Source organism: Cellulomonas algicola, assembly GCF_019024305.1.
GTDB classification, from domain to species: Bacteria; Actinomycetota; Actinomycetes; order Actinomycetales; family Cellulomonadaceae; genus Cellulomonas; species Cellulomonas algicola.
Map to the genome: position 1 here is coordinate 79,101 of NZ_JAHKSJ010000015.1, position 22,328 is coordinate 101,428.

The 22,328-nt window shown below is 75.0% G+C and carries 26 protein-coding genes and 1 riboswitch; of the genes, 19 read left to right on the forward strand and 7 right to left on the reverse strand.

What is annotated here, in order from left to right:
* Positions 1–2: 2 nt before the first annotated feature.
* Complete coding sequence (locus KOV94_RS12425) at positions 3–1,037, forward strand: outer membrane protein assembly factor BamB family protein (RefSeq protein WP_218052210.1); 1,035 nt, start codon at positions 3–5, stop codon at positions 1,035–1,037.
* Positions 1,038–1,098: 61 nt separating this feature from the next.
* The gene (locus KOV94_RS12430) at positions 1,099–1,617 is read left to right on the forward strand and encodes a low molecular weight protein-tyrosine-phosphatase (RefSeq protein ID WP_218052289.1); all 519 of its coding nucleotides are present in this window, start codon (positions 1,099–1,101) and stop codon (positions 1,615–1,617) included.
* A gap of 67 nt (positions 1,618–1,684) precedes the next feature.
* Here the strand turns inward: KOV94_RS12430 and KOV94_RS12435 are convergent, their stop codons facing one another.
* Positions 1,685–2,680, reverse strand: a complete 996-nt coding sequence (locus tag KOV94_RS12435) for a magnesium and cobalt transport protein CorA (protein ID WP_218052211.1) — start codon at positions 2,678–2,680, stop codon at positions 1,685–1,687.
* A 114-nt stretch (positions 2,681–2,794) separates the two neighbouring features.
* Between KOV94_RS12435 and KOV94_RS12440 the strand changes: the two genes are divergently transcribed.
* From KOV94_RS12440 to KOV94_RS12480, 9 genes are all read left to right on the forward strand, one after another.
* Positions 2,795–3,961, forward strand: a complete 1,167-nt coding sequence (locus KOV94_RS12440) for a pyridoxal phosphate-dependent aminotransferase (protein WP_218052212.1) — start codon at positions 2,795–2,797, stop codon at positions 3,959–3,961.
* 95 nt (positions 3,962–4,056) lie between these two features.
* Positions 4,057–4,449 carry a TFIIB-type zinc ribbon-containing protein gene (locus KOV94_RS12445; RefSeq protein WP_124342738.1) on the forward strand — a complete coding sequence of 131 codons (393 nt, stop codon included), beginning with the start codon at positions 4,057–4,059 and terminating at the stop codon, positions 4,447–4,449.
* 209 nt (positions 4,450–4,658) lie between these two features.
* Positions 4,659–6,041 (forward strand): family 43 glycosylhydrolase, encoded by a 1,383-nt coding sequence (locus tag KOV94_RS12450; protein WP_218052213.1) that lies wholly within the window; start codon positions 4,659–4,661, stop codon positions 6,039–6,041.
* Positions 6,042–6,158: 117 nt separating this feature from the next.
* Positions 6,159–7,388 (forward strand): ThiF family adenylyltransferase, encoded by a 1,230-nt coding sequence (locus KOV94_RS12455; protein WP_218052214.1) that lies wholly within the window; start codon positions 6,159–6,161, stop codon positions 7,386–7,388.
* Between the two features lie 23 nt (positions 7,389–7,411).
* A complete protein-coding gene (locus tag KOV94_RS12460; RefSeq protein WP_308160520.1) occupies positions 7,412–8,671 on the forward strand; it encodes a molybdopterin molybdotransferase MoeA in 1,260 nt (419 codons plus the stop codon).
* Positions 8,668–9,144, forward strand: coding sequence for a cyclic pyranopterin monophosphate synthase MoaC (moaC, locus tag KOV94_RS12465; protein ID WP_162353447.1), 477 nt, complete (start codon positions 8,668–8,670; stop codon positions 9,142–9,144). Before KOV94_RS12460 ends, moaC begins: the two co-directional genes overlap by 4 nt.
* A complete protein-coding gene (gene mobA / locus KOV94_RS12470; RefSeq protein WP_218052215.1) occupies positions 9,141–9,863 on the forward strand; it encodes a molybdenum cofactor guanylyltransferase in 723 nt (240 codons plus the stop codon). The genes moaC and mobA overlap by 4 nt, the downstream gene beginning before the upstream one ends.
* Positions 9,860–10,135 (forward strand): DUF6457 domain-containing protein, encoded by a 276-nt coding sequence (locus KOV94_RS12475; RefSeq protein ID WP_218052216.1) that lies wholly within the window; start codon positions 9,860–9,862, stop codon positions 10,133–10,135. Before mobA ends, KOV94_RS12475 begins: the two co-directional genes overlap by 4 nt.
* On the forward strand, positions 10,132–10,440 hold the full coding sequence (locus KOV94_RS12480; RefSeq protein WP_307720329.1) for a MoaD/ThiS family protein: 309 nt from the start codon (positions 10,132–10,134) through the stop codon (positions 10,438–10,440). Before KOV94_RS12475 ends, KOV94_RS12480 begins: the two co-directional genes overlap by 4 nt.
* A gap of 37 nt (positions 10,441–10,477) precedes the next feature.
* Here KOV94_RS12480 and KOV94_RS12485 read toward each other — a convergent pair whose 3' ends face one another.
* Positions 10,478–11,185: an SDR family NAD(P)-dependent oxidoreductase gene (locus KOV94_RS12485; protein ID WP_218052217.1), complete on the reverse strand. Its 708-nt coding sequence runs from the start codon at positions 11,183–11,185 to the stop codon at positions 10,478–10,480.
* Positions 11,186–11,297: 112 nt separating this feature from the next.
* On the opposite strand from KOV94_RS12485, the gene KOV94_RS12490 reads away from it, so the two are divergent.
* Positions 11,298–12,179, forward strand: coding sequence for a helix-turn-helix transcriptional regulator (locus KOV94_RS12490; RefSeq protein WP_218052218.1), 882 nt, complete (start codon positions 11,298–11,300; stop codon positions 12,177–12,179).
* Positions 12,180–12,410: 231 nt separating this feature from the next.
* The gene (locus KOV94_RS12495) at positions 12,411–12,857 is read left to right on the forward strand and encodes an SRPBCC family protein (RefSeq protein WP_124344668.1); all 447 of its coding nucleotides are present in this window, start codon (positions 12,411–12,413) and stop codon (positions 12,855–12,857) included.
* A 109-nt stretch (positions 12,858–12,966) separates the two neighbouring features.
* Here the strand turns inward: KOV94_RS12495 and KOV94_RS12500 are convergent, their stop codons facing one another.
* The 5 genes from KOV94_RS12500 to KOV94_RS12520 all read right to left on the reverse strand — a co-directional run bounded on the left by KOV94_RS12500 (position 12,967) and on the right by KOV94_RS12520 (position 15,682).
* Positions 12,967–13,350, reverse strand: coding sequence for a type II toxin-antitoxin system death-on-curing family toxin (locus KOV94_RS12500; protein ID WP_218052219.1), 384 nt, complete (start codon positions 13,348–13,350; stop codon positions 12,967–12,969).
* Positions 13,347–13,589 carry a type II toxin -antitoxin system TacA 1-like antitoxin gene (locus KOV94_RS12505; RefSeq protein ID WP_124342567.1) on the reverse strand — a complete coding sequence of 81 codons (243 nt, stop codon included), beginning with the start codon at positions 13,587–13,589 and terminating at the stop codon, positions 13,347–13,349. The genes KOV94_RS12500 and KOV94_RS12505 overlap by 4 nt, the downstream gene beginning before the upstream one ends.
* Before the next feature lie 79 nt (positions 13,590–13,668).
* Complete coding sequence (gene moaA / locus KOV94_RS12510; RefSeq protein WP_218052220.1) at positions 13,669–14,766, reverse strand: GTP 3',8-cyclase MoaA; 1,098 nt, start codon at positions 14,764–14,766, stop codon at positions 13,669–13,671.
* Positions 14,763–15,185, reverse strand: a complete 423-nt coding sequence (locus KOV94_RS12515) for a molybdenum cofactor biosynthesis protein MoaE (RefSeq protein ID WP_124342569.1) — start codon at positions 15,183–15,185, stop codon at positions 14,763–14,765. Before KOV94_RS12515 ends, moaA begins: the two co-directional genes overlap by 4 nt.
* Positions 15,182–15,682 (reverse strand): MogA/MoaB family molybdenum cofactor biosynthesis protein, encoded by a 501-nt coding sequence (locus KOV94_RS12520; protein ID WP_124342570.1) that lies wholly within the window; start codon positions 15,680–15,682, stop codon positions 15,182–15,184. The genes KOV94_RS12515 and KOV94_RS12520 overlap by 4 nt, the downstream gene beginning before the upstream one ends.
* Positions 15,683–15,801: 119 nt before the next feature.
* Here KOV94_RS12520 and KOV94_RS12525 point away from each other — a divergent pair, with 119 nt between their 5' ends.
* The 6 genes from KOV94_RS12525 to KOV94_RS12550 all read left to right on the forward strand — a co-directional run bounded on the left by KOV94_RS12525 (position 15,802) and on the right by KOV94_RS12550 (position 22,235).
* On the forward strand, positions 15,802–16,065 hold the full coding sequence (locus KOV94_RS12525) for a hypothetical protein (protein ID WP_124342571.1): 264 nt from the start codon (positions 15,802–15,804) through the stop codon (positions 16,063–16,065).
* A gap of 27 nt (positions 16,066–16,092) precedes the next feature.
* Positions 16,093–16,671 carry a GNAT family N-acetyltransferase gene (locus KOV94_RS12530; RefSeq protein ID WP_218052221.1) on the forward strand — a complete coding sequence of 193 codons (579 nt, stop codon included), beginning with the start codon at positions 16,093–16,095 and terminating at the stop codon, positions 16,669–16,671.
* A 10-nt stretch (positions 16,672–16,681) separates the two neighbouring features.
* Positions 16,682–16,777, forward strand: a riboswitch (glycine riboswitch).
* A gap of 192 nt (positions 16,778–16,969) precedes the next feature.
* The gene (gene gcvP / locus KOV94_RS12535; RefSeq protein ID WP_372449468.1) at positions 16,970–20,023 is read left to right on the forward strand and encodes an aminomethyl-transferring glycine dehydrogenase; all 3,054 of its coding nucleotides are present in this window, start codon (positions 16,970–16,972) and stop codon (positions 20,021–20,023) included.
* 77 nt (positions 20,024–20,100) lie between these two features.
* On the forward strand, positions 20,101–21,252 hold the full coding sequence (gene gcvT, locus KOV94_RS12540; RefSeq protein WP_218052222.1) for a glycine cleavage system aminomethyltransferase GcvT: 1,152 nt from the start codon (positions 20,101–20,103) through the stop codon (positions 21,250–21,252).
* A gap of 88 nt (positions 21,253–21,340) precedes the next feature.
* The gene (gene gcvH / locus KOV94_RS12545) at positions 21,341–21,712 is read left to right on the forward strand and encodes a glycine cleavage system protein GcvH (RefSeq protein WP_124342575.1); all 372 of its coding nucleotides are present in this window, start codon (positions 21,341–21,343) and stop codon (positions 21,710–21,712) included.
* 289 nt (positions 21,713–22,001) lie between these two features.
* Complete coding sequence (locus KOV94_RS12550) at positions 22,002–22,235, forward strand: LuxR C-terminal-related transcriptional regulator (protein WP_124342576.1); 234 nt, start codon at positions 22,002–22,004, stop codon at positions 22,233–22,235.
* Positions 22,236–22,328 lie beyond the last annotated feature (93 nt).

Here is a 22,328-nt window from a genome sequence, read left to right on the forward strand (position 1 = left end):
ACGTGCGGACGCTGTGGCGCGCGGAGGTCGGCGCGGGCTTCTCCCTGCCGCGGCACCGGCCGCTGCTCCGCGACCGCACGGTCGCGGTGCGCACCGGCGGCACCGTGGCGGGGGTCGACGCCGCGACCGGCGACGTCCGGTGGGTCGTCGACCTGCACCACCCGTCGGACGACGGCCGCTGGTTCCTGCCGACCGGGCGCGGCCTCGTCACGGACGTGGCGCACGTCGACGACGGGCTGACCGAGGTCGTGGGCGTCGAGGACGCGTACGCCGCGTGGCACCGCGTCCTGCCGGTGCTCGACGCGACGTCGTGCGCGGTCGCCGACGGCGGTCGGGTGCACGTCACGGGCGCCACGCCCGACGGCCGCGCGCAGCTGCTGACCCTCGACGCGGGAGCCGACGCGGGAGCCGACGCGGGCGCCTCCGCGGGCCCGCCGGACGTCGCGACGCTGCCGCTCCCATGGCTCCCGCTCGGGCTCGTCGCGCTCGGCCCGCGCCGGCTGCTCGCGATGCACCGGTTCGGCGCGACGACGCCGGGCCTGTTCGAGGTCGACGCCGCGACGGGGCGCTGCACGGCACGCGCCGACGACGACGTCTGGCGGCTCGACGCGTCGGGCGACACGGTCGTGGCGGTCTGCGCGGCTGCCGGCGGCGGCCTCGTCCTGCGCGTGCTCGACCCGGTCGACCTCGACGTGCGCTGGTCGGCGGCGGTGTCGGCGGACTGCGCCGCGCTCGCCGGGGACCTCGTGGTCGCGGGCCGTGGAGGACCCTCCGACGGGCCGGCGCGCGTCGTGGCGTTCGCGGCCCGGACCGGTGAGGTCGTCTGGGAGGCGCCGGTCACCGACGGCCCGGTGTTCGACGTCGGCGGCGCGCCCGGCGTCGTCGTCGCGACGACCGGTGCCGGGGTCGTCGTGCTCGACGCGCGCGACGGGTCGCTCCTCGACGCGGGCGCCCGCATGTGCGCACCGCCGCACGTCGCGGACGGTGTCGCCCACCTGCTGCGGGACGACGGCCTGGTCGCCGCCGCGGTCCCCTGAGCGCCCCGGTGCCGTGAGCAGGGTGCGGCAGGATGGTGCGGTGACCGAGCCGTACCGCGTGATGACCGTCTGCACCGGCAACATCTGCCGCTCGCCCATGGCGGAGGTCGTGCTCCGCGACCGCCTCGACGCCGCCGGCCTGGGCGACCAGGTCGTCGTCGACTCGAGCGGCATCAGCGACGAGGAGCACGGCCGCCCGGTGGACCGGCGGGCGCGCGACGTGCTCGCCGCCCACGGCTACCCGGTCGGGGAGGGGCACCGTGCGCGTCAGGTCCGCGCGACCGACCTGCCGGCCCGGGACCTCGTGCTCGCGATGACCGCGCAGCACGCGCGTGCCCTGCGGCGCCTCGCCGGATCCGGGGACGTCGCGGACCGCGTCGTCATGTACCGCGCGTTCGACCCGGCCGCGCCGGTCGTCGCGCCCGGTCAGCCCGAGCACGTGCTCGACGTCGACGACCCCTGGTACGGCGGGCCGGAGAACTTCGAGACGTGCCTCGCCGAGGTCGAGGCGGCGGCGGACGGGGTCGTCGCGCACGTGCGAGCGGCGCTCGCGGCCCGCGACGGCGCCCCGACGGCCTGACGCGCCGACCGCGACCGTCGGTCCGTCGCGTCACCCCGACCGTCGCGGCGGCCCGGAGCCCCGGGCGCTACAGCCAGCGGTTGCGGCGGAACGCGCGGTGCAGCAGGACGCACGACGCGGCGATGACGACGAGCACCGCCCAGAACCCGAACGCGGTGTCGGCGATCGGCAGGTTCCGCACGTTCATGCCGTAGATGCCCGCGATGGCGGTCGGCACGAGCCCGATGGCCGCCCACGCGGAGATCTTTCGCATGTCGGCGTTCTGCTGGACGCTCACGCGCGACTGCGCGACGGTGACCTGCGCGAGGTCCGCCTGGAGCACGCCGGTGAGCAGGTTGTCGGCCGCCTCGATCGAGTCGGCGACGCGCAGCGTGTGGTCCTCGACGTCGCGGAAGTACTCCTGCAGGTCGCCCGGGATGCCCGGCACCTGGCCCGACGCGAGCCGGTGCACGGGCCCGACGAGCGGCACCACGGCCCGGCGGAACTGCTGCACCTCGGACTTCAGCCGGTAGATCCGCTCGGCGTGGTCCTCGCCCGGCACCGACCCGAACACCTGGTCCTCGATCTCGTCGAGGTCCACGTCGACGGACCTGGCGACCTCCAGGTACTGGTCGACGGTGAGGTCGAGCAGCCGGTGCAGGACGGCCCACGGGCCGAGCGCCATCGTCTCCGCGTCCCCCTCGAGCGTCTGGCGCGCGCGCGACGGGATGCGCGAGTCGCCGTGCCGCACGACGACGACGAACCGGTGCCCCACGAACACGGCGAGCTCGCTGACGTCGACCACCTCGGCGTGGTCGACGTACCGGACGGGCTTGACGATCGCGAAGGTCAGGTCGCCGTACCGCTCGAGCTTGGGCCGCTGGTGCGCGCGGATCGCGTCCTCGATCGCGAGCTCGGGCAGCGAGAACCCCTCGGCGAGGGCGTCGAACTCGTCCGCCGACGGGTCGACGAGGCCGATCCACACGAAGCCGTCCTCGTGCTCCGCCTCCTGCGCGGCGGCGAACACGTCGTCGAGCCGGTGCTGCCGGACCCCGCGGGTGTAGAGCGCGCAGTCGACGATCACCTTCTGATGCTCCTCTCGTCGCCCGGGCCCGTCGACCCGGTGCGTCCGCCCACGGGCGTCCGGGCGGCGTCGGTGGCGCCGCGGCCGGGTGGGCCGCACGGCAGGATAGGGCGGGTGAAGGTCGCATCCCGTGCGCACGTGCCGCCGTTCGCCGTCATGGAGATCCTCGCCGCCGCGAACGCGCGCCGCGCCGCGGGGGTCGACGTGCTCAACCTGTGCGCGGGCGAGCCGTCGACGGGTGCGTCGGAGGTCGTGCGGCAGCGCGCCGTCGAGCTCCTGACCAGCGGCGACCTCGGCTACACCGAGGCGCTCGGCGCCCCGGGCCTGCGCGCGGCGATCGCCACGCACTACCGCACCTGGTACGGCGTCGACGTCGACCCCGCGCGCATCGCGGTCACGACGGGCTCGTCGGGCGGCTTCATGCTCGCGTTCCTCGCGGCGTTCGACGTCGGCGACCGCGTCGCGCTCGCCCGCCCCGGGTACCCCGCGTACGCGAACATCCTGCGCGCACTGGGCTGCGAGGTCGTCGAGCTGCCGTGCGGGCCGGCGTCGCGGTTCCAGCCGACGGTCGCGCACCTGGAGGCGGCCGGCCCGCTCGACGGGCTCGTCGTCGCGAGTCCCGCCAACCCGACGGGCACGATGGTCGGGGCGTCGGCGCTCGCGGACCTCGCCGCGTGGTGCGCGGAGCACGGCGTGCGGCTGGTGAGCGACGAGATCTACCACGGCATCACCTACGACGCCGACGCGCAGGTCGCGACCGCCGCGCAGTACCTCGACACGGGCGCGGTCGTCGTGAACTCGTTCTCGAAGTACTGGGCGATGACGGGATGGCGGCTCGGCTGGCTCGTCCTGCCCGACGACCTCGTCGCCCCCGTCGACGCGCTCGCGGGGAACGTCGCCCTGTGCCCGCCCGCGCTCGCGCAGCACGCCGGTGTCGCCGCGTTCAGCCCCGACGGCTACGCGGCGGCACGGGCCAACGTCGAGCGGTACGCCGCGTCGCGCGCCCTGCTGCTCGAGCGCCTGCCCGAGCTCGGCTGGACGCACGTCGCGCCCGCCGACGGTGCGTTCTACCTGTACGCCGACGTGTCCTCGACCGGTCTCGACTCGGCGACGTGGTGCGCGCGGCTGCTCGACGAGGCGGGCGTGGCGCTGACGCCCGGGACCGACTTCGACCCCGTCGACGGGCACCGGTTCGTGCGGCTGTCGTTCGCGTCGTCGCCGGACGTCGTGCGCGAGGCCGTCGACCGCATCGTGCGGTGGCAGGGGACGCTGACGGCCTGACGGCCTGACGGGCTTCGCGGAGCGCCCGGCGGGCGGGCACGATCGGGACGGGTCGCACGTTGACCCGTCGACCGCCGACCCCGGGAGGACCGACCATGCGCTGCCCCGTCGACCAGGCCGAGCTCGTGATGTCCGAGCGGCAGGGGGTGGAGATCGACTACTGCCCGACGTGCCGCGGCATCTGGCTGGACCGCGGTGAGCTCGACAAGATCCTCGAACGCGCCGCCGCACCCGACCCGGGCCTCGGCGTCGGGGGTGCCCGTCCGGCCGACCCGCGCCCGCCCGCCGACCCTCGTGCGCCCTACGACGAGCGCCGCTACGACGACCGCGGCGGGTACGACGACCGTCGCGGCTACGACGACCGTCGCGGCTACGACGACCGTCGGGGCTACGACCCGCGCTCCGGCGGCGATCCCCGGTACTCGGGCGACCCGCGCTACCGCAAGAAGAAGAAGGACTCCTGGTTGGAGGACCTCTTCGACTTCTGAGGGCGACGCGGGCCCGTGCGGCGTCCCGGCGGCGTTCTCGCCGAGCCGGGGCGCGCTCCCCGTCCGCGGACGACCGCGGCCGGACGCGCGTGCATCGTTGGAGAAGGGGTCCTCGATGAAGCGATTCACCTGCTTGTGAGGCCCGACGCGGGCCCGGGACGTTAGCGATCACATCGTGAGCTGCCTCCCACCCGCGGAAGGACCCACCCATGCCTTTCTCCCTCCGGCGTCGTGCGCTCGCACGCCGCCTCCTGTCGCTCACCGCCTCGGTGGCGCTCCTCGGCGCCGGCCTCGTGGCCGCCTCGCCGGCGCAGGCCGCTGCGCACGCGCTCCGGTCGTCGGCATCGGGCCGGTGCCTCGACGTCGCCGGCAACAGCACGACCCCCGGCGCGGGGATCCAGATCTGGGACTGCAACGGCGTCGCGGGGCAGGGCTGGACGCTGACGTCAGCGGGCGAGCTGCGCACGTTCGACGGCACCCGCTGCCTCGACGCGCTGAACTGGGGGACGACGCCCGGCACCGCGCTGATCTCGTGGACCTGCACGGGCGGCGCCAACCAGACGTTCGCGTGGGGCGCGAACGGGTCGCTGCGCAGCCAGCAGTCCGGCCTGTGCCTCGACGTGACGAGCAACCGCACGGCCAACGGCACCGCCGTCGCGCTGTGGACGTGCAACGGCCGCGACAACCAGCGCTGGACGAGCGCGTCCGGCGGCGGCACGGCCTACCCGAACCCCGGCGTCGTCACGGGTGCGACGTGGGCGCACGACCCGACCGTCGTCAAGCGCCCCGACGGCTCCTACCTGGTCGCCACGACGGGCCGCGGCATCCCGCTGAAGACGTCCCGCGACCGCACCGCCTGGACCGACGCCGGCGCCGCCTTCCCGAACGGCACCCCGTGGACCGCGGCGCACACGACCGGCGACCTGTGGGCGCCCGACCTGTCGTACCGGAACGGGCAGTACTGGCTGTACTACTCGGCGTCGACGTTCGGCAGCCAGAACTCCGGGATCTACCTCGCGACGAGCCCCACCGGCGACGCCGGGACGTGGACCGACCGCGGCCTGGTCCTCAGCACGACGAGCAGCAGCGGCTACAACGCGATCGACCCTGACCTCGTCATCGACGCCCAGGGGAGGCCGTGGCTGAGCCTCGGGTCGTTCTGGTCCGGGATCAAGCTGATCGCGATCGACCCGTCGACGGGCCTGCGGTCCGGCACCGCGATCCACTCGCTCGCGACCCGCAGCGCCGGGATCGAGGCGCCCGACATCCTGTACCGCGACGGCCACTACTACCTGTTCGTGTCGTTCGACGCGTGCTGCCGGGGCGCGCAGAGCACCTACCGGGTCGCGGTCGGCCGCTCGACGTCGATCACCGGTCCGTACGTCGACCGCGCGGGCGTCGCGATGACGAGCGGCGGCGGCACGGAGATCCTCGCCGGCCACGGGTCGGTGCACGGCCCGGGACACAGCGCGACGCTGCGCGACGGCGACGGCGACGTGCTCTTCTACCACTGGTACACCGACGCGGGGGACTCCCGGCTGGGCATCAACCTGCTCGGCTGGGACGCCGCGGGCTGGCCGTCCGTGCGCTGAGCGACGACGACGCGGGGAGCGGCGGACGACGGGGCAGGGGTCTCTCCGTCGTCCGCCGCCCGCTTTCCACGGCCCGTGCGGGCTCACCGGGCGCGCCGCCGACGTAGGTTGGTCGACGTGCACGTGCCTCCGCTCGTCGAGCCCGGCCCGCCCCTGACCGCCGCCCAGGTGGCCCGCGGGTCCCGGCACCTGCTGCTGCCCGGTCTCGGCGTCGACGGCCAGCGTCGGCTGCGGAACGCGCGCGTGCTCGTCGTCGGCGCGGGCGGGCTCGGGGCACCCGTGCTCCAGTACCTCGCGGCGGCGGGCGTCGGGACGATCGGCGTGGTCGACGACGACGTCGTCGACGTCACCAACCTCCAGCGCCAGGTCGTCCACGGCACGGCCGACGTGGGCCGGCCGAAGGTCGAGAGCGCCCGCGACGCGATCACGGACCTCGACCCCGACGTGCACGTCGTCGTCCACGCCCTGCGGCTGACCGAGGAGAACGTCGACGACGTCCTGCGCGGCTACGACCTCGTCGTCGACGGCACCGACAACTTCCCGACCCGCTACCTCGTCAACGACGCGTGCGTCCGCCTCGGCCTGCCGGAGGTGTGGGGGTCGGTCCTGCGGTACGACGCCCAGACGACCGTCTTCTGGGGCCGCCCGCCCGCGGGCTCGGGCGTCCCCGCCGTGCAGCTCCGCGACCTCTTCCCGTCCCCGCCGCCGCCCGACACCGTGCCGTCGTGCGCCGAGGCCGGCGTGCTCGGGGCGCTGTGCGGGCAGGTCGGGTCCGTCATGGCGACCGAGGCGGTCAAGCTCGTCACCGGCCTCGGCGAGCCGATGCTCGGCCGCGTCCTCGTCGTCGACGCCCTCCGTGGCCGCTGGTCGGAGGTCCCGCTGGTCCCGTCCCCGCGCCGCGTCGCGGACGAGCTGCTGCCCGCACCGGTCGCGGGTGGGCAGCCGCCGTCCAGCCGGTCCGCGTCGTCCGCGCCGACGGCCCGTGGTCCGCGGGGGCTCGACGACGACGTGCCGACCGTGACGGCCGCCGAGCTCGTCGCCCGCCTCGCCGTCGACCCGTCGACCGTGCTCGTCGACGTCCGTGAGGCGGCGGAGCTCGAGGTGGTCGCCGTCCCGGGCGCCACGCACGTCCCGCTCGGACGCGTCCTCGACGGCTCCGGCGTCGCGGGCCTGCCCCGGGACCGGCCCGTCCTCGTCGTCTGCCAGGTCGGCGCCCGTTCGATGGTCGCCGCCCGCGCGCTCCGCGCGTCCGGCGTCGACGCGGTCAACGTCGACGGCGGCGTCCTCGCATGGATCGCGGTGCGTCCCGAGTCGTTTGTCCCGGTGGTCGGGGCGGACGGGACCTGACCGGCGGGTGGCAGGATCGGGGGGTGCCGACGACCACCGCGATGCGCACCCTCGACGAGCACCGGGCGGCGTCCCTCGCGCTCGCGGCGCCGCTGCCCACCGTCGTCGTCGGGCTCCCCGACGCGCTCGGGCACGTGCTCGCGCAGGACGTGCGCACCGACGAGCCGCTGCCGCGCTGGGACAACTCCGCGATGGACGGGTACGCGGTGCGCGCCGACGACGTGCGCGACGCGTCCGACGCGACGCCGGTGACGCTGCGGGTCGTCGCGGACCTGCCGGCGGGGTCGTCGGGGCGGCCGGTCGTCGAACCCGGGACGGCCGCACGGATCATGACGGGCGCGCCCGTCCCGCCCGGTGCCGATGCCGTGGTGCCGGTCGAGGACACCGACGCGGGGACGACGACGGTCGAGGTCAGGGCGTCGAAGGCCGTCGGCCAGCACGTCCGGCGCGCGGGCGAGGACGCGGTGCCCGGCGACCTCGTCGTCGCCGCGGGCACGCTGCTCGGCCCGGCGCACGTCGCGGCGGTCGCGTCGGTCGGCGTCGCGCAGGTCGCGGTGCACCGGCGGCCGCGCGTCGCGGTGATCAGCACGGGCGACGAGCTCGTCACGCCCGGCACGACGCTCGCCCACGGGCAGATCCCTGACTCGAACTCGTGGCTCCTCGCCGCCGCGGTCCGCGAGGCGGGCGGCGAGGCGATGCGGCTCGGGCCCGTCGGCGACGACCCCGACGCGCTGCGGGACCTGCTGCACGGGCTCGACGGCGGCGTCGACGCGATCGTCACGTCCGGCGGGGTCAGCGTCGGCGCGTTCGACGTCGTGAAGGCCGCGCTGCTCGACGAGCCCGACGTCGTCTTCGTGCCCGTCGCCGTGCAGCCGGGCAAGCCGCAGGGGCTCGGCCGTCTGCCGGGCGGCACCCCGGTGTTCGCGCTCCCCGGCAACCCGGTCAGCTCGTTCGTGTCGTTCGAGCTGTTCGTGCGACCCGCGCTGCTGCGCATGCGCGGACTCACCGACGTCGAGCGCCCGACGACGACCGCCGTGGTCGACGACGGCTGGCGCACCCCACCCGGCCGCGCTCAGGTCATGCCCGTGCGCTTCGTCGCCCCGGCCGCGAGCGGCGCCGGCGCCCGCACGCCCACCCACCCGCACGTCGTCCGCGCCACCGCGGGCGGCTCCGGGTCGCACCTCGTCGCCCGCCTCGCCCTCGCCGAGGGCCTCGCGATCGTCCCGCCCGACACCCAGGTCGCCCCCGGCGACCTCGTCACCGTCCTGAGAGTCGCCCCATGACGCAGCCGTTCACCCACCTCGACGCCGCGGGCCACGCCCGGATGGTCGACGTCACGCACAAGCAGCCGACGGTCCGCGCCGCGACCGCGACGGGTCGCGTCGTCTGCGGGCCGGACGTCGTCGCCGCGCTGCGCGACGGCACGGTCCCGAAGGGCGACGTGCTCGCGGTCGCGCGCGTCGCCGGGATCGCCGCCGCCAAGCGCACGGCCGAGCTGCTGCCGCTCGCGCACGTCATCGGCGTGCACGGCGTCGTGGTCGACCTGCGCGTGGAGGACGACGGCGTCGCGATCGAGGCGACCGTGCGGACCGCCGACCGCACGGGGGTCGAGATGGAGGCGCTCACAGCCGTCTCGGTGACCGCGCTCGCGGTCGTCGACATGGTCAAGGGCCTCGACAAGTCCGTGTCGATCGCCGACGTCCGGCTCGAGGCGAAGACCGGCGGCAAGTCCGGCGACTGGCGGCGCGAGCCGTGACGTTCGACGCGGTCGTCCTCGCGGGCGGTCGCGCGCAGCGGCTCGGCGGTGCCGACAAGGGGTCGGTCGTCGTCGCAGGTCGTGCGCTGGTCGACCACGCGCTCGCGGCGGTCGCGGACGCCCGGACGGTCGTCGTCGTCGGTCCGCCCTCGGTCGCGCGCCCGGGCGTCCCGACCGTCCAGGAGTCGCCCGCGTTCGGCGGGCCGGTCGCCGGTCTCGCCGCGGGTCTCGCGGCTCTGCCCGCGTCCACGACCGCGATCCCGCGACTCCCGCTCGCCGGCGACGTCCCCTCCGAGCACGCGGCGTCACCGAGCACTCAGCCACCGGTCGCCGATGACGCCGTGCCCGTCGACGAGGACGCCCTCGTCGTGGTCCTGGCCTGCGACGTCCCCGGCGCCGGCCGCGTGGTGCCCGCGCTGGTCGCCGCGGCGCTCGTGGACCCCGAGGCGGACGGCGCGCGGCTGGTCGGCCCCGACGGGTCGCCGCAGCACCTCGTCGCCGCCTACCGCCGGTCCGCGCTCGACGCCGCGCTCGACGCGCTCCCGGACGGCCTGCGCGACGCGTCGGTGCGGAGCCTGGTCGCCGGGCTGCGGCTCGTCGACGTGCCCGACCCCGACGACGCCGCCGCGGACGCGGACACGTGGGACGACGTGCGGCGCCTCGACGTCCGCCTGTCCGGTGGCACCATCGACCCTGACGACGATCGGAGGACACCGTGAGCACAGACCCCCGCAGGGCTCCCGGCGCGGACCTGCCCGCCTGGGTGGAGCACGTCGCCGCCGAGCTCGGCGTCGACCCCGCGCTCGTCGACATCGAGCGCATCCTCGACGTCGCGACGGACGTCGCGCACTCGGTCGCGCGGCCCGCCGTCCCGGTGACGATGCTGGTCGCGGGCCTGGCGATCGCCTCCGGCCGGTCCGGCGAGGACGTCCTCGCGACCGCCCGCCGCGCCGCGCTCGCGTGGGCGTCGGACGAGAACGTGCTGCCGTGACGACGCCCACGAGCGCCCCGACCGCCGCGACCGCATCCGGCACCGGCGTGAGCGGGACGACGGCCGCCGCGACGGTGGCCGTCCGCTACTTCGCCGCCGCGGCGGAGGCGGCCGGCGTCGACACCGAGACGGTCCCCGCGGGTACCGCGGCCCTGGTGGTCGCCGAGCTGACGCGTCGCCACCCCGACCTCGCGGCGGTGCTGAGCCGCTGCGCGCTGCTCGCCGACGGCACGCGTGTCGAGGGCGACGACGAGGTCCGCGCGGGCGTGACGCTCGACGTCCTGCCGCCCTTCGCGGGCGGCTGACCCGCCCGGCAGGTCGCACACCGGGCGGGTCGACGCCTCACCAGGGCAGCGCGCCCGCCCGGTCGTGGAACGTCCCGGACGGCGCGTCCGGACCGACGGTCGCGGCCGCGACGACGGCCTCGGCGCCCTGCTCGACCGTCTGGAACCCCTGGTGCCCGTTGAGGCCGGTCGCGGTGTAGCCGGGGTCGACGGCGAGCACCTGGTACCCGTCGAGCACCTTCGCGTACTGGCTCGTGATCATGTTGAGCGCGGCCTTCGACGACGGGTACGCGAGCCCGGCGATGGTCGACTCGAAGCGTGCCGGGTCCGTGGTCACGCCGAACGAGCCGAGCCCGCTCGACACCATGACGACGCGCGGCTGCGCGGACCGGTCGAGCAGCGGCAGGAACGCGTGCGTGACCCGCACGGGCCCGAGCACGTTGACGCCGTAGACGGGCAGGAAGTCGGCCGGCGGGGTGTCCCGCGGCCCGACGAGGCGCCCGCTGACGCCGGCGTTGTTGACGAGCACGTCGAGGCGCCCGTGCGTGGTGTCGACGACGCGCACGGCGTCGGCGACGGAGGCGTCGTCGGTGACGTCGAGCCGCACGGCCCGTGCGACGCCGCCGAGCTCGCCGGCGACCCGCTCGCCGGCGTCGAGGTCGCGCGCACCGACCCACACGGTCCAGCCGAGCGCGACGAGTCGGCGGGCGGTCTCCCGCCCGATTCCCTGGGTGGCCCCCGTGACGAGGACGATGGTGGTGTCCATGCCGTCGACCCTCCGCCGCGGCACGCGCGGGCTCCAGGGCGTGCGCACCCTGGGACCGGCGGTCCCATGCTGACGCCACCCGCGCGCCGCCGTGCGGGTGGATCCTGGGCGCATGGATCGCGGGGAGCTGGCCCAGGTGCTGCGACGTGCGCGGGGGCGCCTGTCGCCGCAGGACGTCGGGCTCCCGGCGGGCGAGCGTCGCCGGGTCGGGGGTCTGCGGCGTGAGGAGGTCGCGCTGCTCGCGGGCGTGAGCGTCGACTACGTCGTGCGGCTCGAGCAGGGTCGCGGCCCCCGCCCGTCGGCGCAGGTGCTGCGCGCGCTGGCCCGGGCGCTGCGGCTCGACGACGACGAGCGTGCGGAGCTCTTCCACCTGGCGGGCTCGCCGCCGCCGCTGTCCGGGACCGTGGACGACGTCGTGCGCCCCAGCGTGCAGCGCCTGATGGACCGGCTCGTCGACCTGCCGGTGCTGCTGCTCGACGCGCGCGGCGACGTGCTCGCGTGGAACGCGATGGCGTCGGCGCTGCTCGGCGACTGGTCGACCGTCCCTGCACGCGAGCGCAACGTCAACCGGATCCGGTTCCTCGGCACGACGCCGTACGGCCCGCGGACCCGCGTCGCGATGTCGCACGACGAGCGCGAGGCGACTGCGGCCCAGGCCGTCGCGGCGCTGCGGACGGCGGCCGCCCGGTACCCGAAGGACGCCCGCCTCAACGAGCTCGTCGCCGAGCTGCGGCGGGAGAGCCCCGACTTCGAGCGCATGTGGCAGGAGGGCGGCGCGAGCGTGTGGCGCAGCCACCGCAAGTCCGTCGACCACCCGACGGTCGGGCGGGTCACGCTCGACTGCGACGCGCTGCACGTGCCCGACAGCGACCAGGCGATCATCGTCTACTCGGCCCCGGCGGGGAGCCCCGCCGCCGACGCGCTCGCGCTGCTGCGCGTCATCGGGACGCAGTCGCTGACGCCGACCGCGGGTGCGTCCGCGACGCGCGACTGACGGCCCTCCGGCGTTCCGGCCGGGGGCCGGTGCACGGCCTCCCAGAGCCCCTCCCAAAGCCTGTCCCAGAGCCCTCGGAGGACGCGAAGGGTGCGCCTCGGCGATCTCCTCCGCACGTCGACGGGCCGACCTCCACCGGAACGGGGGACAGCTCCCGCGCTCGACGCGCGACCCGTCCGGGGCCGACCTAGCGTGGCCCGACAACCCCGTCCCGAGCGAAGGGAGCACGGCATGCCGACGATCGACCAGACCATCGAGGTGGCCGTCCCGATCAGCACCGCCTACGACCAGTGGACGCAGTTCGAGGAGTTCCCGCACTTCATGGGTGGCGTCGAGGAGGTGCGCCAGGTGACCGACACGCTCACCCACTGGCGGACCTCGATCGGCGGCGTCGAGCGCGAGTTCGACGCGCAGATCATCGACCAGCACCCGGACCAGCGCGTCGCGTGGCGCAGCGTCGACGGCCCGGCCCACGAGGGCGTCGTGACGTTCGAGGCCGTCGACGCCGGCACGACGCGCGTGCACGTCGAGACCCGGTGGGAGCCGGACTCGCTCGTCGAGAAGGCCGGTGCCGCCGTCGGTGCCGACGACCTGCAGGTCAAGGCCGACCTCAAGCGGTTCAAGGAGTTCGTCGAGAACCGCGGCACCGAGACGGGCGCCTGGCGCGGCGACGTCTGACCACCTGACGCACGACGACGCCCGACCCTCCCGCACGCGGGGCGGCCGGGCGTCGTCATGTGCGGCTGGGCCTTCGCGGAGCCGCGACGACCGGCGTGAACGTGAGCCGTCAGTCCTCGAGCGGCCGCGCGTGCGCCTCGAGCCACGCGGCGATGTCCTCGAGCGCCAGGTGCTCGTCACCACCGACCGACCGGACGAAGGCGTCGCCCTCGTCCGGATCAACCGTCAGGCGGTAACCGTTCATGTCGCAGAACGCGTCGACGAGTGTCCACGAGAGCCGCTTGTTGCCGTCGAGCAGCGGGTGGGAGCGGTTGACGGCGTCAAGCAGCGCGGCTCCCTTGAGGTGGATCCCGACGTACGCCTCGGAGCCCCAGACGACGGATCCGGGTCGCGCCAACGCTGACGCGAGTGCGCCCTCGTCCCTGATGTAGAGCCCGGCCCGCTCGCACACGTAGAGCGCGTCCTCCATGTCCGGGTACAGGAGCTCGGTCACCGCGACAGCCGCTCCAGCAGGTCGGCGTTCCGCTCCATCGACTCGTCGATCGACCGCCGCCACGCGGCTCGACGCTCGGCGCGCACCGCGAGCGACGCGTCCTCGTCGGCCGCGTCCAGCCGGGCGGCGTGCTCGCGGACGGAGATGGCCACGACATCGGTCATCGTCCGCTTCTCGCGTTCGGCGACGGAGCGGAGCAGCTCCTCGTCGGACGGGTCGAGGCGCAAGGTCATGGCCATGGGAGGCTCCTCGGTCGATGCAGGTATCGGCGAGACACCAACGTACTCGCTGATACCTGCCGGACACCAGAGTCGTCCGTCAGCCGCCGATCGCGCTCATCGGCCGGTCGGGTTGCCGGAACGTCGGCTCGCCGATGCCGTGACCGGCCTTCTTGCCGGCGAGGCAGCGGCGGAACGCGTCGGCGACGGCGCCGTCGTCGACCGCCTCGTCCCGCACCACCGCCCGCACGTCGACCTCGTCCTGCGCGAAGAGGCACGCGCGCAGCTGCCCGTCGGCGGTGAGCCGAAGCCGGTCGCACGCCGCGCAGAAGGGCGCGGTGACGGACGCGATGACGCCGACCGTCTGCGGGCCGCCGTCGACGTACCAGAGCTCGGCGGGCGCGGCCCCGCGGCCGGGCACCTCGGTGAGCGTGAACGCCGAGGTCAGCCGGTCGAGGATCTCCGCCTGCGTGACCATCTGCGTGCGGTCCCACGTGTGCCCGCCGTCGAGCGGCATCTGCTCGATGAACCGCATCTGGTACCCGCGGTCCACGGCGAACCGGGTGAGCGCGACGACCTCGTCGTCGTTGACCCCGCGCATCGCGACGGCGTTGATCTTCACGGGGTGCAGCCCGGCGGCGTCGGCGGCGGCGAGGCCGGCGAGCGTCTCGACCAGCTTGTCGCGCCGGGTCAGCTCGATGAACTTGCCGCGGTCGAGCGTGTCGAGGCTGACGTTCACGCGCGACAGCCCGGCGTCGCGCAGCGGGGAGGCGAGCGCGGGGAGCCGCAGGGCGTTGGTCGTGAGGGACACCTCGGCGCTGCCGTGCGGGCCGGTGAGCGCGGTCAGCCGTCGCACGACGTCGACGACGTCGACGCGCAGCAGCGGCTCGCCGCCGGTGAGCCGGATCTCCGTGATCCCGAGCTCGACGCCGACGCGCGCGACCCGCACGATCTCGTCGGTGCTGAGCATCGTCGAGCGGGCCAGCCACGGGACGCCCTCGGCGGGCATGCAGTACGTGCACCGCAGCGAGCACCGGTCCGTCAGGGAGATGCGCAGGTCGTGGTGCGGCCGCCCGAACCGGTCGACGAGCGGCCCCTCGGAGCGGACGTCGGGCTGCGGCGCGTGCTCCTGCTCCGGGGCGCGGGCGTCGCGGTCGGACGACGCGTCCCGCACCGTCGGCATCGGCAGGTCCGTCATGTCATCCCCACCCACACGTGCGACCCGTCCGCGAGGACCTCGCGCTTCCAGACGGGCAGCTCGGCCTTGACGGCCTCGACGAGCGCCCGGCACACCTCGAACGCCTCGGCCCGGTGCGCGGTCGCGACGGCGCACACGATCGCCGCCTCCCCGACCTCGAGCCGCCCGACGCGGTGGCTGACGGCGAGCCCGAGCACGTCGTCGTCCGCCGCCGCACGCTCGGCGAGCCGCGTGAGCACCGCCGCCGCATCGGGGTGCGCGCTGTACTCGAGCGCCACGACCTTCCCGTCCACCGACGGGTCGTGGTCGCGCACCAGCCCGACGAACGTCGCGACCGCCCCCGCCCGCGCGCTGCTCACATGTTCCACGTGAAACAGCAGGTCAAGCGGACGGTCGTCGATCCGCGCCAGCACGGTCATGCGTGGTCACCCCCCGCGACCTGGTCGAGCAGGTGGTCGAGCAGCGGCAGCAGCGTCGCGAGGTTGTCCCGGACGCCTCCAGGGGAGCCGGGCAGGTTGACGACGACGACGCCGTCGGCCGTCACGCCCGCGAGCCCGCGGGACAGGACGGCCGTCGGTACCGTCCGCGCCGACTCGCGCCGCAGCAGCTCGGCGATACCGGGGAGCTCGCGGTCCAGCACCGCGCGCGTCCCCTCGGGCGTCCGGTCGCGCGGCCCGACGCCGGTCCCGCCGGAGGTCACGACGAGCCGCGCACCGTCGCGCGCCGCCGCGTCGATCGCGTGCTGCACCGGGAGCGCGCCGTCCGGGACCACGACGACCTCACCGACCGCGAAGCCGGCCTCGGTCAGCAGGTCGCGCGCCACGGGCCCGGACCGGTCCTCGCGCGTCCCGGCAGCCGACCGGTCGGACACGACGACGACCGACGCCCGCCGCTCGCCCCGGTGTCCCGTGCTCATCGCGTCAGCCTAACGACGCACCCCGGGACCGCCTCCGCTGCCCGCACCGTGGAAAACCCGCTCGTCCTCGCGCCGTGCCAGCATGGGCACGACACCGGACCGGACCACGAAGAGCGGCGATGCGCAGACCTGTCACGACATCGGCCCAGCGCGGCGCCGCGCCGATGTCATGGCGGCGCAAGCGGCGGCTGCTCCTCAACGCCGCCGTCGTGCTCGTGATCGGGCTCGCGGTGCTGCGCGCGGCGACGCGTGGGTCGACGGTGCTTGCCGTCGCCGGTCTGCTCGCGGTCGGCGGCGTGGTGTGGCTGGTCGTCGACATGCTCCGCCGACGCCGGCGCGCAGTGGCCCCCCTCGACCGCGGGTCCGCCGACCGCCCACGCTGAGCGCACCGACCGACGTACGGTGCCCTGATGGGACTCGAGCGGCGGACCGAGCGACTCGTCATGCGGCCGTGGACGACGGCGGACCTCGAGCCGTTCGCGCGGATGAACGCCGACCCGGAGGTCATGGAGCACTTCCCGGCACCGCTGACCCGCGAGCAGAGCGACGCGCTCGCGACCCGCGCGCAGGCGGGCCTGGAGCAGCACGGCTGGGGTCTGTGGGCACTGGAGGTGGACGGCAGGTTCGCCGGCTTCACCGGTCTGAGCCGCCCGTCGTGGAACCCTGCCCTCGTCGAGGTCGGCTGGCGGCTGCAGCGCTGGGCGTGGGGGAACGGGTACGCGTCGGAGGCCGCGCGTGAGGCGCTGCGCGTCGGCTTCGAGGAGGCGGGTCTCGACGAGATCGTCTCGTTCACGGCGGTCCAGAACATCCGCTCGCAGGCGGTGATGCAGCGGATCGGCATGACGCGCGACCCCGCCGACGACTTCGACCACCCGTCGGTCCCGCACGGGCACCGGCTGGAGCGGCACGTGCTGTACCGCATCGCCCGACCGGCGGTCAGCGGCGGCCACGCGGCGGCGGGTACGCTGGCAGGGCAACGCGACAACTGAACACGCTGCTCGAACCGACGCGGGAGAGCTCCGGACACCACGAGCCGGACGCCGAAGGAGCAACCCTCCCCGGGAATCTCTCAGGCCCCTGTACCGCGACGGCGAGGCAACTCTGGAAAGCGGTCGACCCCCGACGGGGACCGACCCACCGACGGTGCAAGTCGGCGCGCCCCGGGCCCGTAGCGGCCATGGCGGACCGGCAAAACTCTCAGGTCGCACGCCCCGGCGCGCGGATGACAGAGCGGGGAGCCCACACGCCCGTCCCGGCGCGCCCGCCGGACGACCCCCGGAGCAGCCCGTGACCGACCTCAGCTCGTTGCACGACGTCGTCGCCCGTGCCGGCGCCCTCGCCGTCCCGCCCGTGCAGCCCGACGCCCCGCACGCCGGCCCTGCGGCCGAGAGCCACACCGCCGCGGTGAACCTGACGGCCGTCGAGCACACGCCCGCCGCCGAGGGTTTCGCCGACCGGCACATCGGTCCGCGCGGCGAGGAGACGCTGCGCATGCTGTCCACGGTCGGCTTCCCGACGGTCGACGCGCTGATCGACGCCGCGGTGCCCGCGTCGATCCGCACGGGCCGTGAGCTCGACCTGCCGGCGGCCCGCAGCGAGGAGGAGGTCCTCGACGCGCTGCGCGGCATCGCGGGCCGCAACCGCGTGCTCACGTCGATGATCGGCCAGGGGTACTACGACACGGTGACGCCGCCGGTGATCCGCCGCAACGTGCTGGAGTCGCCCGCCTGGTACACGGCGTACACGCCGTACCAGCCGGAGATCTCGCAGGGGCGCCTCGAGGCGCTGCTCAACTTCCAGACGATGGTCACGGACCTCACGGGCCTGGACATCGCGAACGCGTCGCTGCTCGACGAGGCGACCGCCGTGGCGGAAGCGGTCGCGCTCATGTGGCGCGGGCAGCGCAACAAGCCGGGCACGGTCGTGCTCGACGCGGACCTGTTCGGCCAGTCGCTGGCCGTGACGGTCGGGCGCGCGGAGGCGATCGGCCTGCCGGTCGTCGTCGCGGACCTGTCCGACGGGCTGCCGGAGGTCGAGGGGACGCTGCTCGGGGTCGTCGTGCAGCAGGTCGGCGCGTCGGGCGCGGTGCGTGACCTGCGGCCCGTGATCGCGCAGGCGAAGGAGCGCGGCGCGCTCGTGACGGTCGCCTCGGACCTGCTGGCGCTCACGCTCGTGACGACGCCGGGCGAGCTCGGCGCGGACATCGCGGTCGGCTCGGCGCAGCGGTTCGGCGTCCCGCTGTTCGGCGGCGGCCCGCACGCCGCGTTCATGGCGGTCCGCAACGGCCTGGAGCGCTCGCTCCCCGGGCGGCTCGTCGGGGTCAGCATCGACGCCGACGGCGCGCGCGCCTACCGCCTCGCGCTGCAGACGCGTGAGCAGCACATCCGCCGCGAGAAGGCCACGAGCAACATCTGCACCGCGCAGGCGCTGCTCGCGATCGTCGCGTCGATGTACGCGGTCTACCACGGGCCTGACGGCCTGCGGGCGATCGCTCAGCGCGTGCACGGGCACGCGCGGTCGGTCGCGACGGTCCTCACCGAGGTCGGCGTGTCCGTCGAGCACGCGACGTTCTTCGACACCGTGCGCGCGGCCGTCCCGGGTCGCGCGGCAGACGTCGTCGACGCGGCCGCGGACCTCGGCGTCAACCTGTGGGCGCCCGACGCCGACCACGTGCAGGTCACGTGCGACGAGCGGACCCGCCCGGAGCACGTGCTCGCGGTCGTCCTCGCGTTCGCGCAGGCCGGCACGACGCGTCTCGAGGCGGACGACGACGGCACGTTCGCGTTCGGCTTCGTCGGCGCGGGCGACCTCGACGGCCCGTCCGACGCCCTGCCGGACACGCTGCGCCGCACGACGCCGTACCTGCAGCACCCCGTCTTCCACCTGCACCGCTCCGAGACCGCGATGCTGCGCTACCTGCGACGCCTGTCCGACAAGGACCTCGCGCTCGACCGGACGATGATCCCGCTGGGCTCCTGCACCATGAAGCTCAACGCGACGGTCGAGATGGAGGCGATCTCCTGGCCCGAGTTCGCGTCGATCCACCCCTTCGCCCCCGCCGACCAGACGCAGGGCTACGCCGAGCTCGTCACCGAGCTGCAGGACTGGCTCGCCGAGATCACCGGCTACGCGGCGGTGTCCGTCCAGCCCAACGGCGGCTCGCAGGGCGAGTTCGCAGGCCTGCTCGCGATCCACGCCTACCACCGCAGCCGCGGCGAGGAGCGCGACATCTGCCTCATCCCGGCCTCCGCGCACGGCACGAACGCGGCCTCGGCGGCGCTCGCGGGCCTGCGCGTCGTGGTCGTCGCGACCGCGCCCGACGGGTCGATCGACCTCGACGACCTGCGCGCGAAGCTCGACCAGCACGGCCCCCAGGTCGCGGCGATCATGATCACGTACCCCTCGACGCACGGCGTCTACGAGGAGGGCGTCCGGACGGTGTGCGACCTCGTGCACGACGCAGGCGGCCAGGTGTACATCGACGGCGCGAACCTCAACGCGCTCGTCGGGCTCGCGCGGCCGGGCGAGATCGGCGGCGACGTGAGCCACCTCAACCTGCACAAGACGTTCTGCATCCCGCACGGCGGCGGCGGCCCCGGCGTCGGGCCGGTCGCGGTCGCGGCGCACCTCGCACCGTTCCTGCCGGGCGACCCGACCCCGGCGCGCTCCGGAGCGGGCGACGCGGCGACGAGCGGTGCCGTCGCCCCCGTGTCCGCCGCACCCTGGGGCTCGGCGGGCATCCTGCCGATCTCGTGGGCGTACGTCGCGCTCATGGGCCCCGACGGCCTGCGCGCCGCGACGGAGACCGCGGTGCTGGCCGCGAACTACCTGGCCACGCGCCTCGCCCTGCACTTCCCCGTGCTCTACACGGGCCCGAACGGGCTCGTCGCGCACGAGTGCATCCTCGACCTGCGCGACATCACGAAGCAGACGGGCGTGACCGCGGAGGACGTCGCGAAGCGGCTCATGGACTACGGGTTCCACGCGCCGACGCTGTCGTTCCCCGTGGCGGGCACGCTCATGGTCGAGCCGACCGAGAGCGAGGACCTCGCCGAGCTCGACCGGTTCGTCGAGGCGCTCGTCGCGATCCGTGCGGAGATCGACGCCGTCGCCGACGGTCGCTGGGCCGTCGAGGAGTCGCCCCTGCGGGGCGCCCCGCACACCGCGGCAGCCGTGACGTCCGACGACTGGGACAAGCCGTACCCGCGCCGGCTCGCGGCCTACCCGGTCGCGTCGCTCGGCGAGAACAAGTACTGGCCGCCGGTCCGCCGCATCGACGGCGCGCACGGCGACCGCAACCTCATCTGCTCGTGCCCGCCGGTCGAGGCGTTCGCCGAGTGAGCACGCCCGAGCCCACCCCGACGACGCCGGCCGCGACGACCGCGACCGGTGAGCCGGACCCGACGAACGGAGCGACCGTGAGCGACCCGACGACGGACACCCTGTCCCCGCTGCACGACGAGCACGTCGCCCTGGGCGCCGCGCTCACGTCCTTCGCGGGGTGGCAGATGCCGCTGCGCTACTCGTCCGACATCGCCGAGCACACCGCGGTCCGCACGGCTGCGGGGCTGTTCGACCTGTCGCACATGGGCGAGCTCGAGATCACCGGCCCGCAGGCGGGCGCCGCGCTCGACGCGGCCCTCGTCGGCCACCTGTCGGCGCTGGCCGACGGTCGCGCGCGGTACACGATGATCGTCGACGAGCACGGCGCGGTCCTCGACGACCTCGTCGTCTACCGGCTGGCGGCCGAGCGGTTCGTCGTCGTCGCGAACGCGTCGAACGTCGACGTCGTCCGCGCGGCACTGGTCGAGCGGCTCGCGGGCTTCGACGCGACCCTCGACGACGCCTCCCTGCGGACGGCCCTCGTCGCGGTGCAGGGTCCGCGCGCGGCGGAGATCCTCGCGTCCGTGACCGAGGCCTCCGACGTCGACGCGGTGCGCGCGCTCACGTACTACGCCGCGGTCCCGGCGACCGTCGCGGGTCTGCCCGCGCTCGTCGCGCGCACCGGCTACACCGGCGAGGACGGCTTCGAGCTGTTCGTCGACGCCTCCGACGCGCCCGCGCTGTGGCGCGCCCTGCTCACCGCCGGCGAGCCGCACGGGCTCGTCCCCGCGGGCCTCTCCGCGCGCGACAGCCTGCGCCTCGAGGCCGGCATGCCGCTCTACGGCAACGAGCTCGACCGCACGACGACGCCCTACGACGCCGGCCTCGGTCGCGTCGTCCGGCTCGACAAGACCGACGCCGACGGCAAGCCGCTCGACTTCGTCGGACGCGCCGCGCTCGCCGGTCGCCACGACTCCGAGCCCGCGCGCGTGCTCGTCGGGCTGCAGGGTCTCGGTCGTCGCGCCGCCCGGCACGGGTACCCGGTGCTCGCGTCGTCGGCGCCGGACGCCCCGCACGTCGGGACCGTCACGTCGGGCGCCCCGTCGCCGACCCTCGGACACCCCGTCGCCATGGCGTACGTGACCCCGGAGGTCAGCGCGCCCGGCACCGAGCTCGCCGTCGACGTGCGCGGACGCGCCGAACTCGTGCGCGTGGTGGCCCTGCCCTTCTACCGTCGTCCTCGATGACGCCGTCGCGTCGGGACCCGTCCCGGCGCGACCCCACCCGACGACACCCGTCCTCGACGAGCCCGGCCCGGACCCACCTGGAGACGCCATGACCGACCTGCCCACGCATCTGCACTACACGCTCGAGCACGAGTGGCTCCAGGACGGCGCCCCCGCGACCGTCGGCATCACCTCGACCGCCGCCGAGGCGCTCGGCGACATCGTCTACCTCGAGCTGCCGGCCGTCGGCGAGACGATCACCGCCGGCGCCGTGGTCGGCGAGATCGAGTCGACCAAGTCCGTCTCCGAGCTCTTCTCGCCGGTCTCCGGCACCGTCGCCGAGGTCAACCAGGAGGCGGTCGACGACCCGTCGCTCGTCAACTCGGACCCCTTCGGCCGGGGCTGGCTGCTCAAGGTCGACGTCACCGAGACGGGCCCGCTGCTCACCGCCGAGGAGTACGAAGCGCACGCCGCCGGCTGACGGTCGCCTCCGGGAGTGAACCAACTGCTGCGCTGATCCGTATATCGGACGTTACGGACCGCACACCATCGGCCGAACGGGTGAACCGCGCGGTCTCCTGCAACCCGGGTGTATCAGCATCGCCCCCCGGCGTTCATTGTGGGTGGCAGCGAGACCGGTACGCAGCGCTTCGCGAAAACGAGTTGGTGAAAGTGGCGTCATGACGCCCTGGTTGTCGCCTCTCATCCGGTACGCCGCCTCAGGCGGAGCCGGAGAAGTCGGCATCCATGCAGCACAACCGGAGGACACGATGAGCATGTTGGAGACGAGCGAGACGGTCGGGACCGTCACCGAGGCGCTGACGCGCCGCGAGCGGGTGGTCCTCGGCGAGCTCGGCGAGGACGTGACGCTCGAGGAGATCGCCACCCGTCTGTTCGTGACGCGCAACACCGTCAAGTCCCAGGTCCGCAGCGTCTACCGCAAGATCGGCGTCTCCACGCGCGCCGAGGCGGTCGCGTGGGCCGTCGCGCACGGCATCCGCTGATCTGACGAAGCCGACTTCCCCGGCGGCCCGGGCGACCGGGCCGCCGCACGGCAGCCGGCCGCCACACCCGAGTCGCCACCGGGACTGGCAGAC